Annotated in this window: 15 protein-coding genes; 8 read left to right on the top strand and 7 right to left on the bottom strand. The window is 44.7% G+C overall.

Annotation, left to right across the window (positions count from 1 at the left end):
• Nucleotides 1-83: 83 nt before the first annotated feature.
• On the top strand, nt 84-566 hold the full coding sequence (locus G6047_RS12630; protein ID WP_169527988.1) for an energy transducer TonB: 483 nt from the start codon (nt 84-86) through the stop codon (nt 564-566).
• Between the two features lie 38 nt (nt 567-604).
• Here the strand turns inward: G6047_RS12630 and G6047_RS12625 are convergent, their stop codons facing one another.
• Entirely contained in the window at nt 605-886 is a 282-nt protein-coding gene (locus tag G6047_RS12625; protein ID WP_169527987.1) for a hypothetical protein, read from the bottom strand.
• Nucleotides 887-982: 96 nt separating this feature from the next.
• Here G6047_RS12625 and G6047_RS12620 point away from each other — a divergent pair, with 96 nt between their 5' ends.
• Together G6047_RS12620 and G6047_RS12615 are read left to right on the top strand one after the other, a co-directional pair.
• Entirely contained in the window at nt 983-1,837 is an 855-nt protein-coding gene (locus tag G6047_RS12620; protein WP_169527986.1) for an aldose 1-epimerase family protein, read from the top strand.
• Between the two features lie 44 nt (nt 1,838-1,881).
• On the top strand, nt 1,882-2,862 hold the full coding sequence (locus G6047_RS12615) for an alpha/beta fold hydrolase (protein WP_169527985.1): 981 nt from the start codon (nt 1,882-1,884) through the stop codon (nt 2,860-2,862).
• Here G6047_RS12615 and G6047_RS12610 read toward each other — a convergent pair.
• From G6047_RS12610 to G6047_RS12600, 3 genes are all read right to left on the bottom strand, one after another.
• On the bottom strand, nt 2,852-5,182 hold the full coding sequence (locus tag G6047_RS12610) for an ATP-dependent helicase (RefSeq protein WP_169528275.1): 2,331 nt from the start codon (nt 5,180-5,182) through the stop codon (nt 2,852-2,854). The two genes, G6047_RS12615 and G6047_RS12610, sit on opposite strands and share 11 nt — an antisense overlap.
• A 132-nt stretch (nt 5,183-5,314) precedes the next feature.
• Nucleotides 5,315-6,130 carry an alpha/beta fold hydrolase gene (locus G6047_RS12605; protein ID WP_169527984.1) on the bottom strand — a complete coding sequence of 272 codons (816 nt, stop codon included), beginning with the start codon at nt 6,128-6,130 and terminating at the stop codon, nt 5,315-5,317.
• 33 nt (nt 6,131-6,163) lie between these two features.
• Nucleotides 6,164-6,913, bottom strand: a complete 750-nt coding sequence (locus G6047_RS12600) for an OmpA family protein (RefSeq protein ID WP_169527983.1) — start codon at nt 6,911-6,913, stop codon at nt 6,164-6,166.
• 148 nt (nt 6,914-7,061) lie between these two features.
• Between G6047_RS12600 and G6047_RS12595 the strand changes: the two genes are divergently transcribed.
• Complete coding sequence (locus tag G6047_RS12595) at nt 7,062-7,583, top strand: DUF7935 family protein (protein ID WP_169527982.1); 522 nt, start codon at nt 7,062-7,064, stop codon at nt 7,581-7,583.
• Between the two features lie 100 nt (nt 7,584-7,683).
• On the opposite strand, the gene G6047_RS12590 is transcribed toward G6047_RS12595, so the two are convergent.
• From G6047_RS12590 to G6047_RS12580, 3 genes are all read right to left on the bottom strand, one after another.
• On the bottom strand, nt 7,684-9,426 hold the full coding sequence (locus tag G6047_RS12590; RefSeq protein ID WP_169527981.1) for a carboxypeptidase-like regulatory domain-containing protein: 1,743 nt from the start codon (nt 9,424-9,426) through the stop codon (nt 7,684-7,686).
• A gap of 196 nt (nt 9,427-9,622) precedes the next feature.
• Complete coding sequence (locus G6047_RS12585) at nt 9,623-10,528, bottom strand: patatin-like phospholipase family protein (protein WP_169527980.1); 906 nt, start codon at nt 10,526-10,528, stop codon at nt 9,623-9,625.
• Complete coding sequence (locus G6047_RS12580; RefSeq protein ID WP_169527979.1) at nt 10,525-12,615, bottom strand: M1 family metallopeptidase; 2,091 nt, start codon at nt 12,613-12,615, stop codon at nt 10,525-10,527. Before G6047_RS12580 ends, G6047_RS12585 begins: the two co-directional genes overlap by 4 nt.
• A 143-nt stretch (nt 12,616-12,758) precedes the next feature.
• Between G6047_RS12580 and recG the strand changes: the two genes are divergently transcribed.
• From recG to G6047_RS12560, 4 genes are all read left to right on the top strand, one after another.
• On the top strand, nt 12,759-14,864 hold the full coding sequence (gene recG / locus G6047_RS12575) for an ATP-dependent DNA helicase RecG (protein ID WP_169527978.1): 2,106 nt from the start codon (nt 12,759-12,761) through the stop codon (nt 14,862-14,864).
• A 115-nt stretch (nt 14,865-14,979) separates the two neighbouring features.
• A complete protein-coding gene (locus tag G6047_RS12570; protein WP_169527977.1) occupies nt 14,980-16,044 on the top strand; it encodes an efflux RND transporter periplasmic adaptor subunit in 1,065 nt (354 codons plus the stop codon).
• The gene (locus tag G6047_RS12565; RefSeq protein WP_169527976.1) at nt 16,041-19,145 is read left to right on the top strand and encodes an efflux RND transporter permease subunit; all 3,105 of its coding nucleotides are present in this window, start codon (nt 16,041-16,043) and stop codon (nt 19,143-19,145) included. Before G6047_RS12570 ends, G6047_RS12565 begins: the two co-directional genes overlap by 4 nt.
• The gene (locus tag G6047_RS12560; RefSeq protein WP_169527975.1) at nt 19,142-20,470 is read left to right on the top strand and encodes a TolC family protein; all 1,329 of its coding nucleotides are present in this window, start codon (nt 19,142-19,144) and stop codon (nt 20,468-20,470) included. The genes G6047_RS12565 and G6047_RS12560 overlap by 4 nt, the downstream gene beginning before the upstream one ends.
• The last annotated feature ends 30 nt before the right edge of the window (nt 20,471-20,500 follow it).

The raw sequence follows: 20,500 nt of genomic DNA, 5'->3' as shown, positions 1-20,500 counted from the left end.
ATTCGCTCTTAACAATTTTTTTTTCAAGAATAGAATGTTAAAAAATTTTAAATGAATATATTGCGAGTCAATTGTGTACCCCTATGAAACAATTTTATTTTCTGTTTTGCCTGTTTTTGCAGTTCGGATTTGCCCAAAAAACAGCAATTGCCCCTACCGTTTCCCCTGGAAATGCCGAGGAAAAGCTCTATCGAACACCAGAAGTAGATTCAAAACCGGAAATACAGGAAGGTATGTACATCTTACCTTTATATGTAAGCCAGAATTTTAAATTGCCGGACGTACACAACAAAAAGGTAAAGTTGTTCGTAGGTTTTGTTGTTGAAACAGACGGCACCATTTCAAATGTAAAGTTCATCCATCAAAGTGTGACTCCTCTTAAAGAAGGAACGGATGCGGCCCAGACACCGGAGCAAAAGAAAAAAGAAACCGAGTTGTTGGATACCATGAAAGCCGAATCGGTCCGGGTGATATCCGGTTTTAAAAAACCTTGGAATCCGGCGATTAAGAATGGCAAACCGGTAAGATGCCAGTATAATTATCCTATTAATTTCAATCTGGAATAGGCAAAAAAAAATCCATCTGTCTAAGATGGATTTTTTTATTAATAAGATTCGTAAATCCTGTTGATGGGAATCCCAACTCCTTTTTTGAGAATGACCCTGTCGTCGGTCACGCCCCAAACGGTAGTCTCAACTACTTTTTTGGATTCGGCATCTTCAAAATAAATCTTTATTTTTGAATGTTCCAGATTGCCCAGCGCGAGTGCACGTTGCAAGTCAGACGATCTTTGTTTTTGGGCATCCCGGTCAGGCAGGACGTCTGCCTTAGGAAAATGTAATTCGGGGATTTGCTCCTTGTGGATGGTTTCGAAATTTGGTATCATAATCTTTTTTAGTAGGTTAATAATGATTTGAGGGATTGTAAATTTATAAAAAAAAGAATACGTTCCGAAAAAATATGTTAAAAAGAAGAGAATACTGTGAAAACAACATTACGACATAACGGATTTTCTGTAGAAATAGATTCTAAAGGAGCCGAATTACTATCATTCAAAAATCCTTCCGGCAAAGAATTCATCTGGAATGGAGATCCTGCTTTCTGGAATAGGCATTCCCCAGTCTTGTTTCCTATTGTGGGAAGCCTTAAGGACGGGAACTACTCCTATCAAGGCCAGACATATAAAATGCCGCGGCATGGATTTGCGCGCGACCAATCGTTCGACCTGACGCATCATTCGGAAAATCAGGCAGTATTTTCGCTGCATTACAATGCGCAGACGCTGGAAATGTATCCGTTCCGGTTCTGGCTCCAGATTAATTACAGGCTGTTGAACAATTCGCTTCTCATTGGTTACAGTGTGATAAACGATGGCGACCGAAAGATGCCATTTACCATTGGCGCACATCCGGCTTTTCTTCTTGATGGAAAATTTTCAGATTATGCCATAGATTTCGGTGAAGCAGAATCTTTACAAGTCAGTACACTTGAAGGCGGTCTTATTTCCAAACAGTCCAAAATACTGCCGTTATACAAAAATCATTGCCTTGCACTTGATTATTCACTTTTTGAAAACGATGCTTTAATCTTAAAGAACAATTCGCACAGAAAACTTTCGCTATTCCATAAAGGGCAAAAAGAACTCAGTATTGAATTCGACGGATTTCCGCATCTTGGGCTTTGGACCGTAAACAACGCTCCTTTTCTTTGCATCGAACCCTGGTACGGATATTCCGATCCTGTAGATTCATCAGGCGTCTTATTTGAAAAAGAAAGCCTTTTGACACTCGAACCCGGAGGCGTATTTAACACCAATTTTGGAATAGAGCTATTTTAACGCGGTTTTGGAATGCCTATATTTGAGTAAGTACCACTCTATTTATGCAGCATCCCGGATTCAGCACCAATAAACCAAACTTCCTGAATTTTTTATTTGCCTTGGTTTCCATAACCTTGACGGGCTGTTCTGCTACTAAAGATAGTATCGATCCGGAATACAGGCACGCCTACCTCTTTCATACCAAAAAAGAAAAGCAGCGTTATCTCAAATCATATGCGGCAACTTTGGATTTATTTCCTGTCAAGCCAACAGAAGCAGATGTACCTACGCGCTTTGGAACGGCCCATGTCTTAGTCATGGGCGATGAAAAATCCCCTCCGCTTATTCTGCTCCACGGCATGGATGCCAGTTCTACCATGTGGTATCCGAATATGGAATACTGGAGCCATTCATTCCGGGTCATCGCCATAGATTACATCATGGATGCCGGGAAATCTGTTTTAAAGAACGGCCCGTTGCGGAAACAGGAAATCGCACTTTTTTACAGTGATGTATTCGATCAGCTCAAAATAAAAAAAGCATCGGTGCTTGGCACTTCACGTGGCGGGTGGATTGCCTGTTACCTGGCGCTCAAAATTCCGGAACGGGTCGAAAATCTGGTACTTATGAGCCCGGCCCAGGTTTGCGGAATGGTCAAACCTGCCATATGGCCCGCTATCGTATTTAAAATGTTCCCCACAAGAAACAGCCTTAAAAATACGCTCGCTGTTTTTGCGACGCATCCGGAAAAAATCGAGCAGGCATATAAAGATCAATTCCTTTTCGCGAGCCAGGCCGGAAACAGCAAGGCGCAGATAACCCATATGACCCCGTTCTCAGGTTCCGATTTGGAGAAAATAAAAATTCCCGTCTTGTATATGGTAGGTTCGCGGGACGTAATGAACGGTAAAAAAGCGGTACGGAAAGCCAAAAAATATTTTAGCAATATGACTTTTGTCGAAATTCCGGATTCAGGACATTTTATGTCGACAGATCAGCCTGAAGAAGTCAATCGTGTCGTAAGCCAGTTCCTCAGCCGATGACATCAAGCTTTGCAAACCGAAGCAACAGCTTTTTGATTCCGCCTACTTCAAATCGGATTTCTGCTTTTTTATCGCCCCCGACACCTTCAAGGCTCAGGATCTCACCTTTGCCGAATCGTTCGTGCATGACCACATTCCCGGGAGCCAGGCCGCTTTCATCAAACGAAATCTGTCCGTTGGAAGGTCTGCCCATTGGTTTGAGGCGACGGATATTCGTATCTGGTTTCGGCTGGTTGTCCGTAATCCATTTTGGAGGTGTCGAACTTACCGGTTTGCTCTGTCGTAACTTCGATTTGTCCACATCCCCAAAAATATCGATGTCGATCATAGGCTTGTACCTGTAATTGGTTTCAGGCTGCGTCAGGTATTCGAGATATATGGGCGTGATTTCCTCAATGAAACGCGATGGTTCGCTATCGGTCAGTTTTCCCCAGCGATAACGCGATTGGGCATACGTAAGGTAAGCCTGTTTCTCTGCCCTTGTCAAGGCTACATAAAACAGGCGGCGTTCTTCTTCGAGTTCGCTTCTTGTATTCATGCTCATGGCGCTCGGAAACAAATCTTCTTCCATGCCTACAATAAAAACGTATGGAAATTCAAGTCCTTTTGCCAGGTGGATCGTCATTAAGGCTACACGATCGTCATCGCCTGTATCTTTGTCAAGATCTGTTGCCAGAGCTACATCTTCGAGGAATTCAGATAACGCGCCTCTTGCCCCGTCGATTTCTTTTTGGCCTTCGGTAAAATCCTTGATACCGTTCAAAAGCTCTTCGATGTTTTCGATGCGTGCGATTCCTTCCGGCGTCGCATCTTTCTTAAGTTCCTGGACCAGGCCGGTTTTTTTGGTGACGTGATCTGCCAGGTAAAAGGCATCCTGTGTTTCGTTGATGATTTGGAAACTTTTGATCATCACGACAAAATCAAGCAGTTTGTTACGTGTTCCGGAATTCAGCTTGATGTCGGTCTTATCGAGATTCTCCATAAGTGTAAACATCGAAACCTTGCGCTCATTGGCCTCTACGGTAAGCCGTTCAATGGTCGTATCCCCTATTCCTCTTGCCGGATAATTGATTACACGGATAAGAGCCTCTTCATCGTTCGGGTTGATGACAAGCCTTAAATAACAAAGCACATCCTTGATTTCCTTTCGCTGATAGAAAGACAAGCCACCGTAAATCCTGTACGGAATATCGCGTTTGCGCAAAGCATCTTCCATGGCCCTTGATTGGGCATTAGTCCGGTATAAAATAGCGAATTTCCCATTGTCAAGCTGGTTCTGCATTTTCTGCTCCCAGATTTCCCCAGCTACGAAACGCCCTTCTTCCCCATCGGTTACCGAACGGTGTACTTTTATCTTTGGCCCGTCATCGTTATTCGTCCAGACAATTTTGTCTAGCTTGGTTTTGTTTTTATCGATGATGGAATTTGCGGCTTCTACGATGTTTTTGGTCGAACGGTAATTTTGTTCGAGACGATACGTCTGCACATCGTTATAATCTTTCTGGAAATTGAGGATGTTGTTAATGTTGGCACCACGGAACGCATAGATACTTTGTGCATCGTCACCCACGACGCAGATATTCTGGAAACGATCTGACAACGCACGCACAATAAGGTATTGTGAATGGTTCGTATCCTGATACTCGTCTACCAATATATATTTGAATCGTTGCTGGTATTTGGAAAGGACATCCGGGAAACGCGCAAGAAGTTCATTTGTCTTAAGTAATAAATCGTCAAAATCCATTGCGCCAGCCTTGAAGCATCTTTCCACGTAATTCTGGTAGATTTCACCAAGTCGGGGCTTTTTGGACATGGCATCGGCTTCCTGTAACTCCGGATTATTGAAGTAAGCCTTAACGGTGATCAGGCTGTTTTTATATGACGAAATGCGGCTGAATACCTGCTTTGGTTTATAAATGTCTTTATCCAGTTGCATTTCCTTGATGATGGCACCAATGAGGCGGACGGAATCCTGTGCATCATAAATGGTGAAGTTCGACGGATAACCGAGTTTGTCAGCCTCGGCCCGAAGAATTCTTGCAAACACGGAATGGAACGTTCCCATCCATAAATTCTTCGCTTCATTATTTCCCACGATAGCCGCTATACGGTTTTTCATTTCACGTGCCGCTTTATTCGTAAACGTAAGTGCCAGGATGTTGAACGAATCTACACCAAGACTCATGAGATAAGCGATCCGGATGGTAAGCACACGGGTTTTTCCGGATCCTGCACCGGCAATGATGATCATGGGACCGTCTTTTTGCAAGACCGGTGCGGCCTGGGCTTCGTTGAGTTGGGCTATATGTTTCTGAATGTTTTCCAAGACGGGCAAAAGTACGAATTCCGACTGCCAATTCCCAAGCAGGTTTGTCAATTTGGAAACTATTTTTGATCCGCTTATTGCTTTCAGGAATACTATCAGTAACAGGTCAGGTTTTCTCAGCGATTACTTTTTCCGGAGTCTGAGAAATGTACAGAATACATCCAGAAATGCTTGCTTTTGTTCTTGTATGACACCGTGGCCGGCAAAGGGCATATTGTAAAAAATGGAATCGTTTATACTTTCGCAAAGCCTCACGGCACTTTGCCTGGAGAACATATGATCCTGATCTCCTCTCACAACAAGGGTCTGGCATTTAATCTGGCCTACTTTGTTGTCCGGATAACCGGAATCAGAAATATCCAACCACATTTTCTTGATCTTTTCAAGATGGGTTTCCATATCCAGATCAGGAAAATAATCGGCATAGATTTCAAAAGTACGCGGCATCAGTTCCTTCCAGCGATCTACGGTAAAACCTTCAAATAAATCTTTTTGGGAAGTCACATCTTCATGGCTCCAGGTACCACCTATGGTTATGAGGTGCTCGATTTTGACTTTTTTTTCTATGGCTATGCGATACCCGACAATCCCGCCGTCGCTGAAACCCAAAATACAAACTTTACCGATGCGGGCCTGGGAAATAAAAATTTCAACATCATGTTGCAGCCGTTCATATGTGAGTGGTTCCGAGCCCGCAGATGAACGTCCATGCCCCCGGCTGTCAAGCCCAATGAGGTAAACATATCGGGATAAATATTCAACTACCGGATTAAAATCTTCAATGGTACCGCCACCGCCGTGAAGCAGCAATAAGATGGGATTGGATGGGTTACCCTTGGTTTCATAGTACAAGTCGGCATCATCGATCGAAACGATCTTGCCTGAGGTGTGGTCGAACTGCATTGTCTTTGGAATTTGAAGCCAAAATACTACAGGCATTGACCACTGATTTTACATAATTTTCGTTTTATTTTAATTGGCGATGATTTCTATTTCGACACGACGGTTTTCACTGCGCTCCTGCTCGCTTTTTTCGGGTATTGGATGAAGCGGCCGCGTGGCACCAAACCCTTTATATGACAGTCGTGATTTATCTATCCCGTTTTGGATCAGGAAATCATAAACCGCTTTGGCCCTTGCAGTAGAGACACCATAATAGTGGTCATTGGACTGAATGGTGCAGCAAATGTGTCCCTGAATCTCGATACGGAGTTTTGGATTGGCCTGCATAATGCCCAGAAGTTCCTGCACTACGGGAATCGATTCCGGCAGGAATTTATCGCTCATGTTGTGGAAATTAAGATTCTTAAGCACAATTTTATTTCCGGTTTGGGCAGACGATATCCGGGATTTGAAATCTGTTGATTTTTGAGAGAAAGTAAGCACAACTTTCCTGTCGGAACCTGAAAGCTTTTTTTGGGCCTGACTTTCACCGAATCCTTTAATTTGATTGTTCGTTACCGATAATCCGCGATTTGTCAGGAATGCAGAGACACTTTCTGCCCTTTTAAGCGAAAGACTGTCGTTGTATTTCTCAGATCCGCGAAAGTCACAATAGCCGTAAATGGAAGCTATTTGGCTGTCTGCGGTAATGTGTTCGAGCTGGCTTTGGGCTGATGCCGTCAGTTGTGAGCTGTCGGTTTCAAAATAAATTTCGATTTTGTTTTGGGCAAATCCGATCGTGGTGGAAAGCAACATTACTTGTATAAAGAATCGGGGCATACTATATAAAACTGGTTGTTGTATTTCACCTTCCGGATCGGCTCCAAATAAAAACCCAAGTTAAGATTTTTACCGACTTGCCAATTATCCAATTTTCTAATTGCCCAATTATCTAATTGAACTATTTTTGCGTTCAAATTCTACCAAAATGAACACAGACAAAGTCATCGAGCTTTTATTCTATTGCATTCCGGCGCTTATTACAGGCGGAGTAGCCTATTATTTTTTCCAGATGTTCGTGGAGAACGAAGACAACAAGCGCAAATTCATGATCCTTAGGCAAAACAGAAAAGATACGCTTCCGCTTAAACTCCAGGCTTATGAGCGAATGACGTTGTTCCTGGAACGAATCGATCCGGCGAAATTGCTTATCCGCGTCACTCCTATATCTGATGAAAAATCACATTACGTTGATTATGTCATTGCGCAGATCGAACAGGAATTCGAACATAACCTGACACAACAGATTTATATTTCGGACGAATGCTGGGGTTTTATTTCGACTGCCAAGAACGCCACGATACAGGTGTTGCGCAAGGCAGCATCGGATGCTTCCATAACGGAAGCCGATAAATTCCGTGAAAAGGTTTTGGGCGAATCGTTTGATAACCCAAGCCCGAGTTCGGCGGCTTTGGCTTTTATACGGAATGAGGTAAGGGAGATTATTTAAAGTTGTTTTTTGTTAATCTGACGATTTGTTAATTTGAAGATCTATTTACGTGTTACTATAAAAAAAGCCTCTGTTGTTGCAGAGGCTTTTCATCTTGTAATCAGTACAGCCATCTATGAGCGGTTACGTTTAATGTGTGCCATACTCCTTGCGAATCTTGAAAAGTGCCGTTGATGGTTAAATCGACATATCCTCCTAATAATGCCGAACTAATAACAAATAATAACGTATTAGGCGTGCTGGCATTAACTGTAATACCATTTGACTCGCCTGTGATGTTAAAATTGTCAGCAGTTGTGTAAGTACCGACTGTGGCCTCGGGACTATAAATTTCAAATCCGGTTTGCTGAGCATTTGAAAAGCCAAAACTAAAATAGTGGACTACATTATTGGAGTATAGCAATGAGAATTCACCTCCTGGATTCAGTATAACTGGTCCATCATCAATTTGATATGACCAGTATTCACTATCACTTGAACAAACGGGGATGCTTCCTAGATTTGTGATAGGGATGGATTGGATAGTATAAAGTATATTACCTGTAGACTTCTGATTATTTGCATCATATGCAAATACTGTTATAACACTATCCTCTGAACATGTCGGAATCGAAAAACTGAAGCTGCCGTTAGTGACCGGAACCGTGGTGGATGGAATCACGTCGTTCCCGTAAATAAGATAACCGTTGGTAATTGGATTGCCATCACATTGCAACAATGATCCCTGCACAATAGTTGTTGTTGACGCTGACATGATCATCGGTGGCAAAATCGTATCTGAGGTCAGGGAATTAATCTGCATTGTGCTGACAACATTGCCGCATGGACTAAACAATTCAATCATTAACTGCATATTAGATGGTACTTGTCCGGAAATCTGACCATTTTCGTTTGTAGTACCTATCTCGCTGTTGCCTAACGCAGATTGAATCTTCACGCCCGCATTTGCTACAGGTTGGCCGGTAGCGTCTTGTATAGTGACCGTTAAAGCTATCGTCGGAAACGGCGCATCACAATTCCACCACGAAAAATGCCCAACATTCCCCACATAATAATTCCCCTGTTTCGCAGCCTGTCCATCCTCTTTCCACCAACCGGCTTCTTCATCGAAATGCCATAATGGAATCGTAGCTGGTGCGTTTGCCAGTTGATCGTCGTCAATCCGTAACGTAATCTGTGCTGTATGGCCTTCTGCAATCTGAAGTTTTTGCCCTGCAGATCCGCGCAGTTCAACGTTGATCATCCCGAAAGTCTGTAAAACGGCCTCACTTCCGGTAGCTGTTTCGGCATAGAGCATTCCCGGCATCAGGCTTGAAACATCCGGATTTGATGGCGTGAGATGGAACAGGGAAACAGCGACATCTCCCGAATAGGCAATTCCGTTTTCATCCTCGAAAGAACCATCGAAATTGACTTTGGTTCCGGAATAAATAGAAACTTCGCTGGCTTCTCCGGAATGCACGGTTTGAAGCGAACCCGATTCGATCAGCATAATCTTTACATTGTTTTTGCCCGATGTCGGAACCAACGAACGCGAACCATCTATATAACCAGCTTTGGTAGCAGTTACGTAAGCGAATTTTTCATTGACGGATGCCCCGTTGATGATGAAAACACCATTGACATCGGTTTGCACAGACGTCGAGCCGATTTTTACGGTTGCCGATACAATCGGACTGTTCGATGCATCAACCACCTGGCCGATGAAGTCGCGGGAAACCGATGGGCCGAAATTCTGGCGGAATGTGGTGTCGGATTGTCCGGATGAGGAAGAACCGTCGTCAACCGGATCACAGGAAAACAGCAAAGACGAGGCTGCAATCAGTAAAAGAATCTTTTTCATGAGCTATTTATTGGTTGTGATAACCGGACGAGAGATAACTCAAAGGGTTGCGTGACAAAAAAAATCAAAACAGAATTTTGTCACAGGTTGTGTGACATTTATTTTAAAAATATTTTTTTGTCACAGTTGGTGTGACAATTTTTTGAAAATATTTTTTTTGTCACAAACGGTTCAGAAGGTTGCGCAGGATTATTATTTAAAGCGCCTTAACTTCGCTCATCAATTCACTCTTATTCTGCGCATACTCATACCCTTCTCTCCACCAGCGCGTCATGCTGTGTTTATTGAAAACCAAGGCATTGGTAGTCAGTGAGGTTGGCGTATAGTACAGATTAAGCTTGACGTTTTTGTTGTTGGCAGCGAGTTTTCCAATGGTGATGTCGTGTTTTTCAACCTGGTCGAGCAACGTGCCAAACAAATTTACCATAAGAGAAAAAGGGTTCTTCCCGATGGCTTTTGGAGATGCCAACGTTTCAGTCTCCAGGATTACCACATCAATTTCGGTTGCACCGCGTTCGATAGCCTCCCGAATCGGAACAAGGCTTGAAAATCCGCCGTCTCCATATTCCGAACCTTGTTTACGCACCAGGCTCATAAACGGAACATAGTTGCATGAAATCCAGATCCAGTCGCAAAACTGGTCATAATTGAAATCTTTGATGCACTTATACTCTACCTCATTTCGCGACAGGTTGGTTACGGTGACCACGATATTGCAGTTCGAGGCTTTAAGCTGGTCGAATTCCGCCCTGGTGAAATTCTTGCGGATATAGGAACGCAATTTTTTGCTTTCGCCAAACGTCCTCCTGCCGCGTATGAATTGCCAGATGACATTAAAATGATTGATGGCTACAGATTCAACACCATTGCGCTTCTTGACGATGAACGGATTGATGTTGAAAATTTTCTCCATGCTGACATTGGTATAGATGCTCCGGATTTTATCCACATTCCCCAATGCCAGGTGCGGGATCAATAGACTTCCTGTAGATGTGCCGATAAGCAAATCATACAAATACCCTTTTTCTTCCATTAGATACTGTGCGACACCACCTGCGAATGCACCTTTACTGCCGCCTCCTGATATGACAAGTGCCCTCATTTTTCGTCGAGTAATCTTTTAAGTTGGACTTGTTCATCTGCTGACAATGAAGGCAGAAGCTCTTCGTAAAACTTTCGGGTATTTGTCAGTTTGAGTTTTTCGCGGATGGTATCCCGGGCAAATTTCGTCAGTTGCCATTTTTGATGGACAAGTGCTTTTGCGAGTAACGGCAATACATTGGAATCGCCTTTGTCTATGAAAAGCAACTTCTGCATGGCACTTTGACGCACGCTTCCTTCTTCGCCCGGTTGGGCATTTGCAAGCAATTCATCGTAATACGCTGCTTTTTTATCCGGACGATAACCCTCAGTCTTCAAAGCCAGCGTCAGCCAGAGCAACCGGATGTTTTTGTCGTTGAGGCCAATCTGTCCGTCAGTCTGGTCCAGATAGAAAGAACGTTTTTCAGGGAATTCCCGACATAAGGCATTCAACGTTATTTCACGGGTTATGTACGATGCATCCGTCAGTAAACTTTCATATTCCGATTGGAATTCAGCAGGTATTTTCTTGAGTGTCTGGGCCACAACCTGTCGCACTTCCACGTCTTTTGTGGCCATTGCCGCACGCAACAATTCCTTTTTTTCTTCAAAAGGGATTTCGATGGACTGATAAATGACTTCCTGTTTTATCGGGTAATAGGCATCCGAATGCAATACGTCCATAAACCGGTTTTTCTTATCTGCAAATGGTTTGTCCGCAAGGCTCCCAAGTTCGAAATAATCGCGCATGAATTGATTTTTAGATAACGATTGCAAGGCTTCGGCCACTTCGAATTTTCCGCTCTTAAGCCACGTTTTTTCAAATCGGTCGCGGTCGAATGATTTCACTTTGTACACTTCGTCAAGGAATTCCTTTGTATCGACATTCGTGAATTTGTATTTGTCCAGGTAATTCCTCACGGCTTTGCGGAAATTATCTTCCCCTACCGTTTCCCTTAAAATGTGCAGCGCCCACGCTCCTTTTTGATAATACGTCGTCGAACTGGCCTTGGCATTTAGGATCGGAATCGTATCGGTCTTTGAGGCTTGCTGGATGGTTTCTGCATTTTCGTATAATTTCCAATAGAAGTAATCGTCCCCAAAAACCTCGCGTTCGGCCAACAATGCATAATAAGTCGCGAATCCTTCCTGAAGCCAGTGATGCTCGCCTGATTTTGCCGTAACCAAATCACCGAACCACTGATGCGCAAGTTCATGCCCATTTACATTCACATAATTGCGATCGTTGAACCCAATACTGTCAACCACATAATCCCTTGTAAATAGAGTCGAAGAGGTATTTTCCATGCCTCCGTATAAAAAATCCCGAACCGGAATCTGACGGTACATTTTCCACGCGTATGGAATGGTTTCTTTTTCAAGGAAGTCGAAAATCTGTTTGGAATACCTGTATGTCGGTTCCCATTTATCAGCCATTTCGGTAGGTTCGAGATAAAGTTCGGATGTCGTTCCGCTGTCTGCCGTTATGGTTTTCTTATCGAATTTTCCAATGGCGAGCATAAGCAGATAGGAACTCATTGGGTCATCCATGCTATAATCCCAGATTTTCTGGCCGTTGAATTCACGCGATTTGTTAAGCTGACCGTTGCTGATTACCGTATAATCGGAAGCATATGTCAGCGATAGGGAAAAGATCAGCTTTTCATTGGCATCGTCAAAACTCGGGAACCAGTTACTCGTGTATTTTCCTTGTCCCTGAGTCCAGATCTGAATGTTATTATTAGGTGCCGATACAAAATACAATGCTTGTTTTGGGTGAGCCGAATAATGGAAAACCAACGTGTTCTTCCCTTTTTTGTAGCCCTTGTACAGTTTTATTTTTTTGCCGGAATTGATGAAAGGTGAAATTTTACCGTTGAGGGTAACATCGGGGATTTCCATCGAAACGGCATCGATCGAAATGGTATCGGGATTCTTTTTTACCTCGAACTCAAAGGTGACGTCGCCGGAAACTTCCTGTTTTTGAAAATGGAACGATAGATTCGCGTGAACCGATTTAAAGTCTACAAAATCAATTTGTTGTTTTTTGTCCGAAGCTGATTTTTGGGCAAAGCAAAAAGTAAAGCAAAGCAGCAGTAAATATTTCATTCAGGAAATCGTATTCGAAGATTGGTTCCGATAAAAATACGCAAAACCGACGAAAACGACCGGCACATCTGATTCAATTTAACGTCACGGTTTCTTCCGGATTCCCAAATGTCTTATATTCGTTTTTTATTCGCCATACAGTTATGTCTGACCAATTGCAAACTCCCATAGAATATCTCAAAGGCGTTGGGCCGAACCGTGCACAGTTGCTTCGCAGGGAACTCGGAATAAGTACTTACGCAGATTTATTGCAATTCTTCCCCACCCGATACATCGACCGGACCAAATACTATAAGATCGCTGAACTTCGCAACACTATGGCCGAAGTCCAGATTATCGGCAAAATAGTGCATCTTAAGACCATCGAAGGCAAACGCGGACAAAATCGGTTGACTGCAACTTTTGTTGATGATACCGGCCAACTCGAACTCGTTTGGTTCAAGGGCCAGAAATGGATCCGCGACACCATAAAAATCAACGTTCCGATGGTTGTTTTCGGAAAGATCAACCAATTCGGGAACCAGGTCAACATGGCGCATCCGGAAATGGAGCCGCTCGACCAGCATCAGCAGCAATTGAGATCGGCTTTGCAGGCCGTTTATCCGTCTACCGAAAACCTCAGTAAAAAAAATATCACTTCCCGTGTGGTTTCGAATATGATGCAAAATCTTTTTCTGGAAACCGGTGGAAATTTTGCCGAAACCTTGCCCGATTACCAGATTGAGCAAATGAACCTGATGAAAAAACCGGACGCCTTGTTCAACATCCATTTCCCAAAAAGCAACGAACATCTGGCAAAGGCGCAGTTCCGGCTCAAATTCGAGGAATTGTTTTACATCCAGGTTCGCCTGCTTATGAACAACCTGATCCGGAAACACAAAATCCAGGGTCATGCCTTTACGGTCGTAGGCGACTATTTCAACGCATTTTACCACAGGCATTTGCCGTTTGAACTGACCGATGCCCAAAAACGAGTCATCAGGGAAATCCGCAACGACATGGCGACTAATGCACAAATGAACCGATTGCTCCAGGGCGACGTAGGTTCCGGAAAGACAATCGTAGCTTTGATGTCCATGCTGATTGCGCTAGACAACGGTTTCCAGAGTTGTTTGATGGCACCTACGGAAATCCTCGCCAACCAGCATTTCCGGGGATTATCTGATTTGGCAAACGGCCTTGGCATCAACATAAAGCTATTGACGGGTTCGACCAAAACTGCCGAACGCAAACTCATCCACGAAGAACTCATCACCGGAAAGCTGCATATATTAATAGGTACCCATGCGCTTTTGGAAGACAAGGTGCAGTTTGAAAACCTTGGGCTGGCCGTAATTGATGAGCAACACCGGTTTGGGGTCGAGCAACGATCGAAGCTTTGGAAGAAAAGTGAAATACCTCCCCATGTTCTTGTCATGACGGCCACTCCTATCCCGCGGACGCTTGCCATGAGTTTGTACGGCGATCTGGATGTATCGGTCATAGATGAATTGCCGCCCGGAAGAAAACCGATACAGACGGTGCATCGGTATGATTCGAACCGGCTCAAAGTTTGGAAATTCCTCAAGGATGAAATTGCCAAAGGCCGACAGGTGTACATCGTCTATCCACTGATACAGGAGTCAGAAAAAATGGATTTCAAAGATTTGATGGACGGATATGAAAGCATCTCACGTGATTTTCCGTTGCCCCAATATTCGGTTTCAATGGTGCACGGACAGATGAAACCTGCCGAAAAAGATGCCGAAATGGAACGCTTCTCCCAAGGCAAAACCAACATAATGGTAGCGACAACGGTGATTGAAGTGGGTGTCAACGTCCCGAATGCGAGTGTCATGGTCATTGAAAGTGCCGAGCGTTTCGGGTTGTCCCAATTGCATCAGCTGCGCGGACGTGTGGGTCGTGGGGCCGAACAGAGTTATTGTATTTTGATGACGTCGTTCAAATTGTCGTCGGACACGCAAACCCGTCTGGAAACCATGGTGCGCACCAACGACGGATTTGAAATTGCCGAAGTCGATCTTAAACTTCGCGGCCCTGGTGATTTGATGGGGACACAGCAAAGCGGCGTCTTGAACCTTCGCATCGCCGATATCGTCAGGGACAGGGATATTCTGCAGCTTGCGAGAAATGTCGCACTCAAATTACTTAAAGAAGATGCCCCATTGGTAAAGCCGGAACACGCTATTGTTGCAAAAGTCTATCACGAACTGACACGAAAATCGAACATCTGGAATTACATCAGTTAAATGACGAATGCATTTCGTCAGATTTATAAGCAACTTGATGTTAAAAAATTTCTAACGGTTTCGTCAGGGCTTTGTCAGAACCTTAGTTTTGCTTCAACGGTTTACGCCTTTATATATGAAGATAAAATACATTGTCTATACCATTCTGGCACTTGGTCTTGCCTATCTCATTTATCATCGGATCTCTGAGAATAAATCAGAAACCGCCAAAGATAACGGCCCAAAGAAACCCACGGCACTTTCCGGCATTGTCGCGACACCACAGAATTTTGAGAACAATCTTGAAATTGCTGGGTCAATCGAGGCTAACGAACAGGTCGATATACGGAGCGAAGTATCGGGAATCGTGGAAAAGATATTGTTTTCAGAAGGCAACCACGTGAGCCAGGGACAGGTATTATTCACCGTAAACGACATTGAACTGCGCGCCCAATTATCAAAAGCGCAAACAGCACAGAGCCTTGCTTCGGAAAATGCCAGGCGCGCCAAATTGCTTCTCGACAAAGAAGCCATCAGCAAAGAGGAATTCGATATCGCGACCGCAGATTTCAAATCGGCAAAAGCGGAAACCCAATTGATCCAGGCCCAGATTGGCAAAGCGAGTGTGCGTGCGCCGTTCTCAGGAACCATCGGGCTTCGTGCCATTTCCCCCGGAACATATGTAGATCCTACGACTGTCATCGCCAAACTGGTCAACAGCTCACAGGTCAAGATTACGTTCTCGGTTCCTGAAAAATATGCATCACAAATCAAGACGGGTTCTGAAATAGCTTTTACCATTGCCGGACAGGACAAAAAATTCTCTGCCAAAATTTACGCAATAGAACCTGAAATCGCGACAGACACCAGAACGTTGCGTCTTCGTGCCATTGCACAAAACCCCGATGGTAAACTCTTGCCCGGAACGTTTGCCAATGTGCTTTTGCCGTTACAACAGATTGCCAATGCCATCGTGGTTCCTACCGAAGCCGTCGTCCCAGTCCAGAACGGAAAGAAGGTTTTCATTTCAAAAGATGGAAAAGCGAAAGAAGTCATGGTTGAAACCGCGACACGCACACAAGCTGAGATATTGGTTTTAAGCGGTATCAAAGCCGGTGATACGGTAATCACAACGGGAGTCATGACACTCAAAGACAGTACGCCGGTAAAAGTCTCGATCCAAAAACAGATCACCAAATGAGTCTTTCTACCACGAGCATAAAGCGTCCGGTGATGACGATAGTGATGAACCTTGCGATCATTCTTTTTGGCGTGATTGGTTATACGTATTTAGGAATCCGGGAATTTCCTTCTATCGATCCGGCCCAGATATCGGTTCGTACGACATACACCGGTGCGAATGCGGACATCATCGAATCACAGATTACCGAACCTCTGGAGAAAGCGATCAACCAAATCGACGGTATCCGTAACATTACATCCTCGAGTAACCAGGGCTCAAGTAATATCACCATCGAATTCAAGCTCGAAAAAAACCTTGAAGAAGCGGCCAACGATGTTCGCGACAAGGTTTCCCAGGCTGTCCGAAGTTTGCCACAGGATATCGATGCGCCTCCGGTGGTTTCGAAAGCAGATGCCGATTCAGAACCTATAATCACGATGACTGTCCAAAGCGATTCACGTGATGTATTGCAACTCAGCGATTATGCCGAAAACGTGATTGCGGAACGGTTGCAGACGATTCCCGGCGTAAGTTCCGTCCAAATCTGGGGACAGAAAAAATATGCAATGCGGCTGTGGATAGATCCGGTGAAACTCAATGCATACGGCGTGACAGTTTCTGATGTGCGTACGGCACTTGAAGCACAGAACGTCGAACTGCCATCGGGTAAACTCACTGGCGTGAACACGGAGCTTACGGTCAAAACGATGGGAAACCTGTCCGATCCGAAACAGTTCAACAATATCATCATCCTGGCACAAGGCGATCGCATCGTCAAACTCAGCGACATCGGTTATGCTGAATTAGGCCCTGAAAACCTTGAGACAAGCATGGAGGAATCTGGTTTGCCCCTCGTTGGCCTTGCCATCATTCCGCAACCAGGTACGAATTACATTGACATTGCCGATGAATTCTATAAGCAGTATGATCATCTGCAAAAGACGTTGCCTCCTGATTTCAAACTCAATATTGCCATTGACAATACGGTTTTCATCAAACGTTCCGTAACTGAAGTAGCCGAAACGCTGATTATCGCATTGATTCTGGTAATCCTGATTATCTACTTGTTTTTCAGGGATTGGGCCATTGCTTTCCGTCCGCTGATTGATATTCCGGTTTCACTGATCGGGACGTTCTTTATCATGTACCTGATGGGATTTTCGGTAAACGTACTGACGCTTCTGGCCATTGTTCTCGCGACAGGTTTGGTTGTGGATGATGGAATCGTCGTCACCGAAAATATCTTCAAGAAAGTCGAGGAAGGCATGTCGCCTATTGAAGCGGCCATTCGCGGATCAAATGAAATCTTCTTTGCCGTCATTTCCATTTCGATTACGCTTGCCGCGGTTTTCCTGCCTATTATTTTCCTTGAAGGATTTGTGGGCCGATTGTTCCGCGAATTCGGTGTCGTGATTGGGGCGGCCGTATTGATATCGGCATTCGTATCGCTCACGTTGACACCAATGCTGAATGCGTACCTGATGAAAGGCGGTGTCCATAAAAAATCGAAATTCTACGACCTGACCGAACCGTATTTCCAGAAAATGAACGATGGCTATGCCGCTTCATTAAAGAAATTCATGGGCAGGCGCTGGCTCAGTTTCCCTATCATATTAGTATGTCTTGGCCTTATCGTACTCTTCTTCTCTATCCTTCCGAAAGAAACCGCACCTTATGACGACAGGAGTTTCGTCGGTGTCAACGTAACCGGACCCGAAGGTGCAACGTATCAGTACATGGATCGGTTCATGAATGAAATGTCGCGGTTGATCGACGATTCGATCCCGGAAAAGAAAGTCGCATTGGTCATTACATCGCCAGGTTTCGGTTCCTCTGCCGTAAACAGCGGAAGAATCCGCATCGCCCTGACCGAACCCGACGAGCGAACCCGAAGCCAAAAGGAAATTGCAGCCGATTTGACCAAATGGACAAAGCGTTATCCTGAAGCCCGTGTCAGTGTTTCGGAACAACCTACCATTGCGGTCAACAGACGCGGAGGTTTTCCGATACAATACATAATCCAGGCACAGGATTTCGAACAATTACAAAAGAAAATCCCTGAGTTCATGGATGAAGCAGCCAACGATCCGACATTCTCAAACACCGACGTTAATCTTAAATTTAACAAGCCCGAACTCAACGTGACCATCGATCGGGAAAAAGCGCAAAGCCTTGGAATTTCGGTGCTTGATGTGGCACAAACGCTGCAACTTTCGCTCAGCGGCCAGCGTTTCGGTTACTTTATGATGAACGGCAAGCAATATCAGGTCATGGGGCAGTTCGAGGAGCAGGATCGCGCCAAGCCACTGGACCTGACCTCAATGTTTGTAAAGAATACTTCGGGCCAGTTGATACAGCTCGATAATGTGGTCAAAATCGATGAGAAAAGCAATCCACCTCAGTTGTATCACAATAACAGATATATGTCTGCAACCATCTCCGCCAGCCTTGCTCCCGGAAAAAGCATGGGCGACGGAATCGATGCCATGGATCGCATCAAGGCCAAAGTGCTCGACGATACCTTTACGACAGATCTTGGAGGCGAATCACGTGATTTCGTCGAGAGTTCCTCAAATACCTTATTCGCTTTCGGCCTCGCGCTTTTATTGATTTACCTGATTCTTGCGGCTCAATTCGAGAGTTTCCTCGATCCGCTGATTATCATCCTGACCGTTCCTATGGCAGTTGCCGGAGCCTTGTTTTCGCTATGGCTTTTCGGGCAGACGTGGAATATCTTCAGCCAGATTGGGACCGTGATGCTTATTGGGCTTGTAACCAAAAACGGAATCCTGATCGTGGAATTCGCCAACCAGCTTCGCGAACAGGGGAAATCCAAAATGGAAGCGATTGTCGAAGCATCGGAAGCACGTTTACGACCCATTTTAATGACATCTCTGGCTATTTCACTCGGTGCCTTACCGATTGCATTATCACTTGGAGCCGCAGCCACAAGTCGTATAGGGATGGGAGTCGTCATTGTAGGCGGAACCATATTTTCACTTATACTTACATTGTTTGTCATCCCGGCCATTTATTCCATGTGGTCACGTGAACGTGTCCATCGTCCGGAATTCGAACACGCCGAACAATACGAAAAAGAAGCACAGGCAGGAATATGAAACGAGTGTTGATATACATCGCGATAGCTGCATCTGGAATATGCCAGGCCCAAACTACGGTCAGGGAACAAGAGCAGGAAAAACCATTGCTGACCGTTTCCGATGCCATAAAAATCGCCCTGGAAAATAATTTCGATATCCGGATTTCCAAAAACGATCTAAAGATTGACCAGACGAATGTAAGTTGGGGAAATGCAGGTGCTTTGCCTCAGTTAAATGCCAATCTGGTTGACAATAACGGACTTCAGAACAGCACCCAGGTCCGAAGCGACGGAACACGTACGGAACTCAACAACGCAAAAAACAACAGCCTGCAATATGGCGTCAGTTTGGGCTGGACGGTTTTTGACGGCCTCGGGATGTTCGCCAGATACGACCGTTTGCAGGAATTGGAAAAGTTAGGTCAGGCCGAATTACAGGGAATGATACTCGACCGGATTTCTGATGTCGTCAACAGATATTATGATTTGGTACAACAGCAACAGGTTTTGGCATCGTTGGATACGACTCTTGTGATTTCAAAACAGCGGGTAGAACTGGCCCACAACCGTTATACCATCGGCAAGGCCAGCAAGCTTGAAGTGCTGAACGCACAGGTCGACCTGAATACGGACCAAACCAATCTGTTGCGCCAGAAAGAAACATTCGCCAGCGCCAAGATCCAGTTGAACCAGGTGCTTGCCCGCGATACCAAAATCGATTTTAAGGTTGGGGACGAATTCCTGACGGACAGGACATTGTTGCTTCCGGCTTTGGAAGAGACCGCTCTCAGGCAAAACCCACAGCTTCAGGCCACGATTATTTCCAAACAGGTGGCCGAATTCGATTTGAAAGTCATCAAAGCGCAACGTTATCCGGTTGTTGGGGTCAGTACCGGATATAATTTTGCCGAAACCCAATCAAGCCTTGGTTTTACCACATCCACATCGGCCAAAGGGCTTACGTATGGATTTACCGCGAGCGTTCCTATCTTCAACGGTTTCAATCAGAACAGGAACGAAAAAGTAGCAAAAATAGCTATCGAAAACGCCAAATTAGCCGCCGAACAACAAAACCAGGCCGTAATTGCCCAACTTGGTACGGCGTATCAAACATATCTGACCAATATCAGCCTGATCGATCTGGAAGCCAAAAACGAAGAGATCGCAAAAGAAAACCTCAGTATTACGATGGACAAATACCGCATCGGCACTATTCCGACCATTGAATACAGGACGGCCCAACTTAATTTTCTCAATGCACAGGTCCGGCACAGTGTTGCCAGGTACAATGCAAAAGTATCCGAAGTAGCGCTTCGCGAACTTGCGGGAAATCTCTCTTTTTGATCCTGCTGCAGCTAACTCTGAAATTTGCTT

Origin of the sequence: Flavobacterium silvaticum (genome assembly GCF_012911565.1) — a bacterium.
Lineage (GTDB): Bacteria > Bacteroidota > Bacteroidia > Flavobacteriales > Flavobacteriaceae > Flavobacterium > Flavobacterium silvaticum.
Note: the sequence above shows the minus strand (reverse complement) of the source record. Positions and strands in the feature narration are given on the sequence as shown.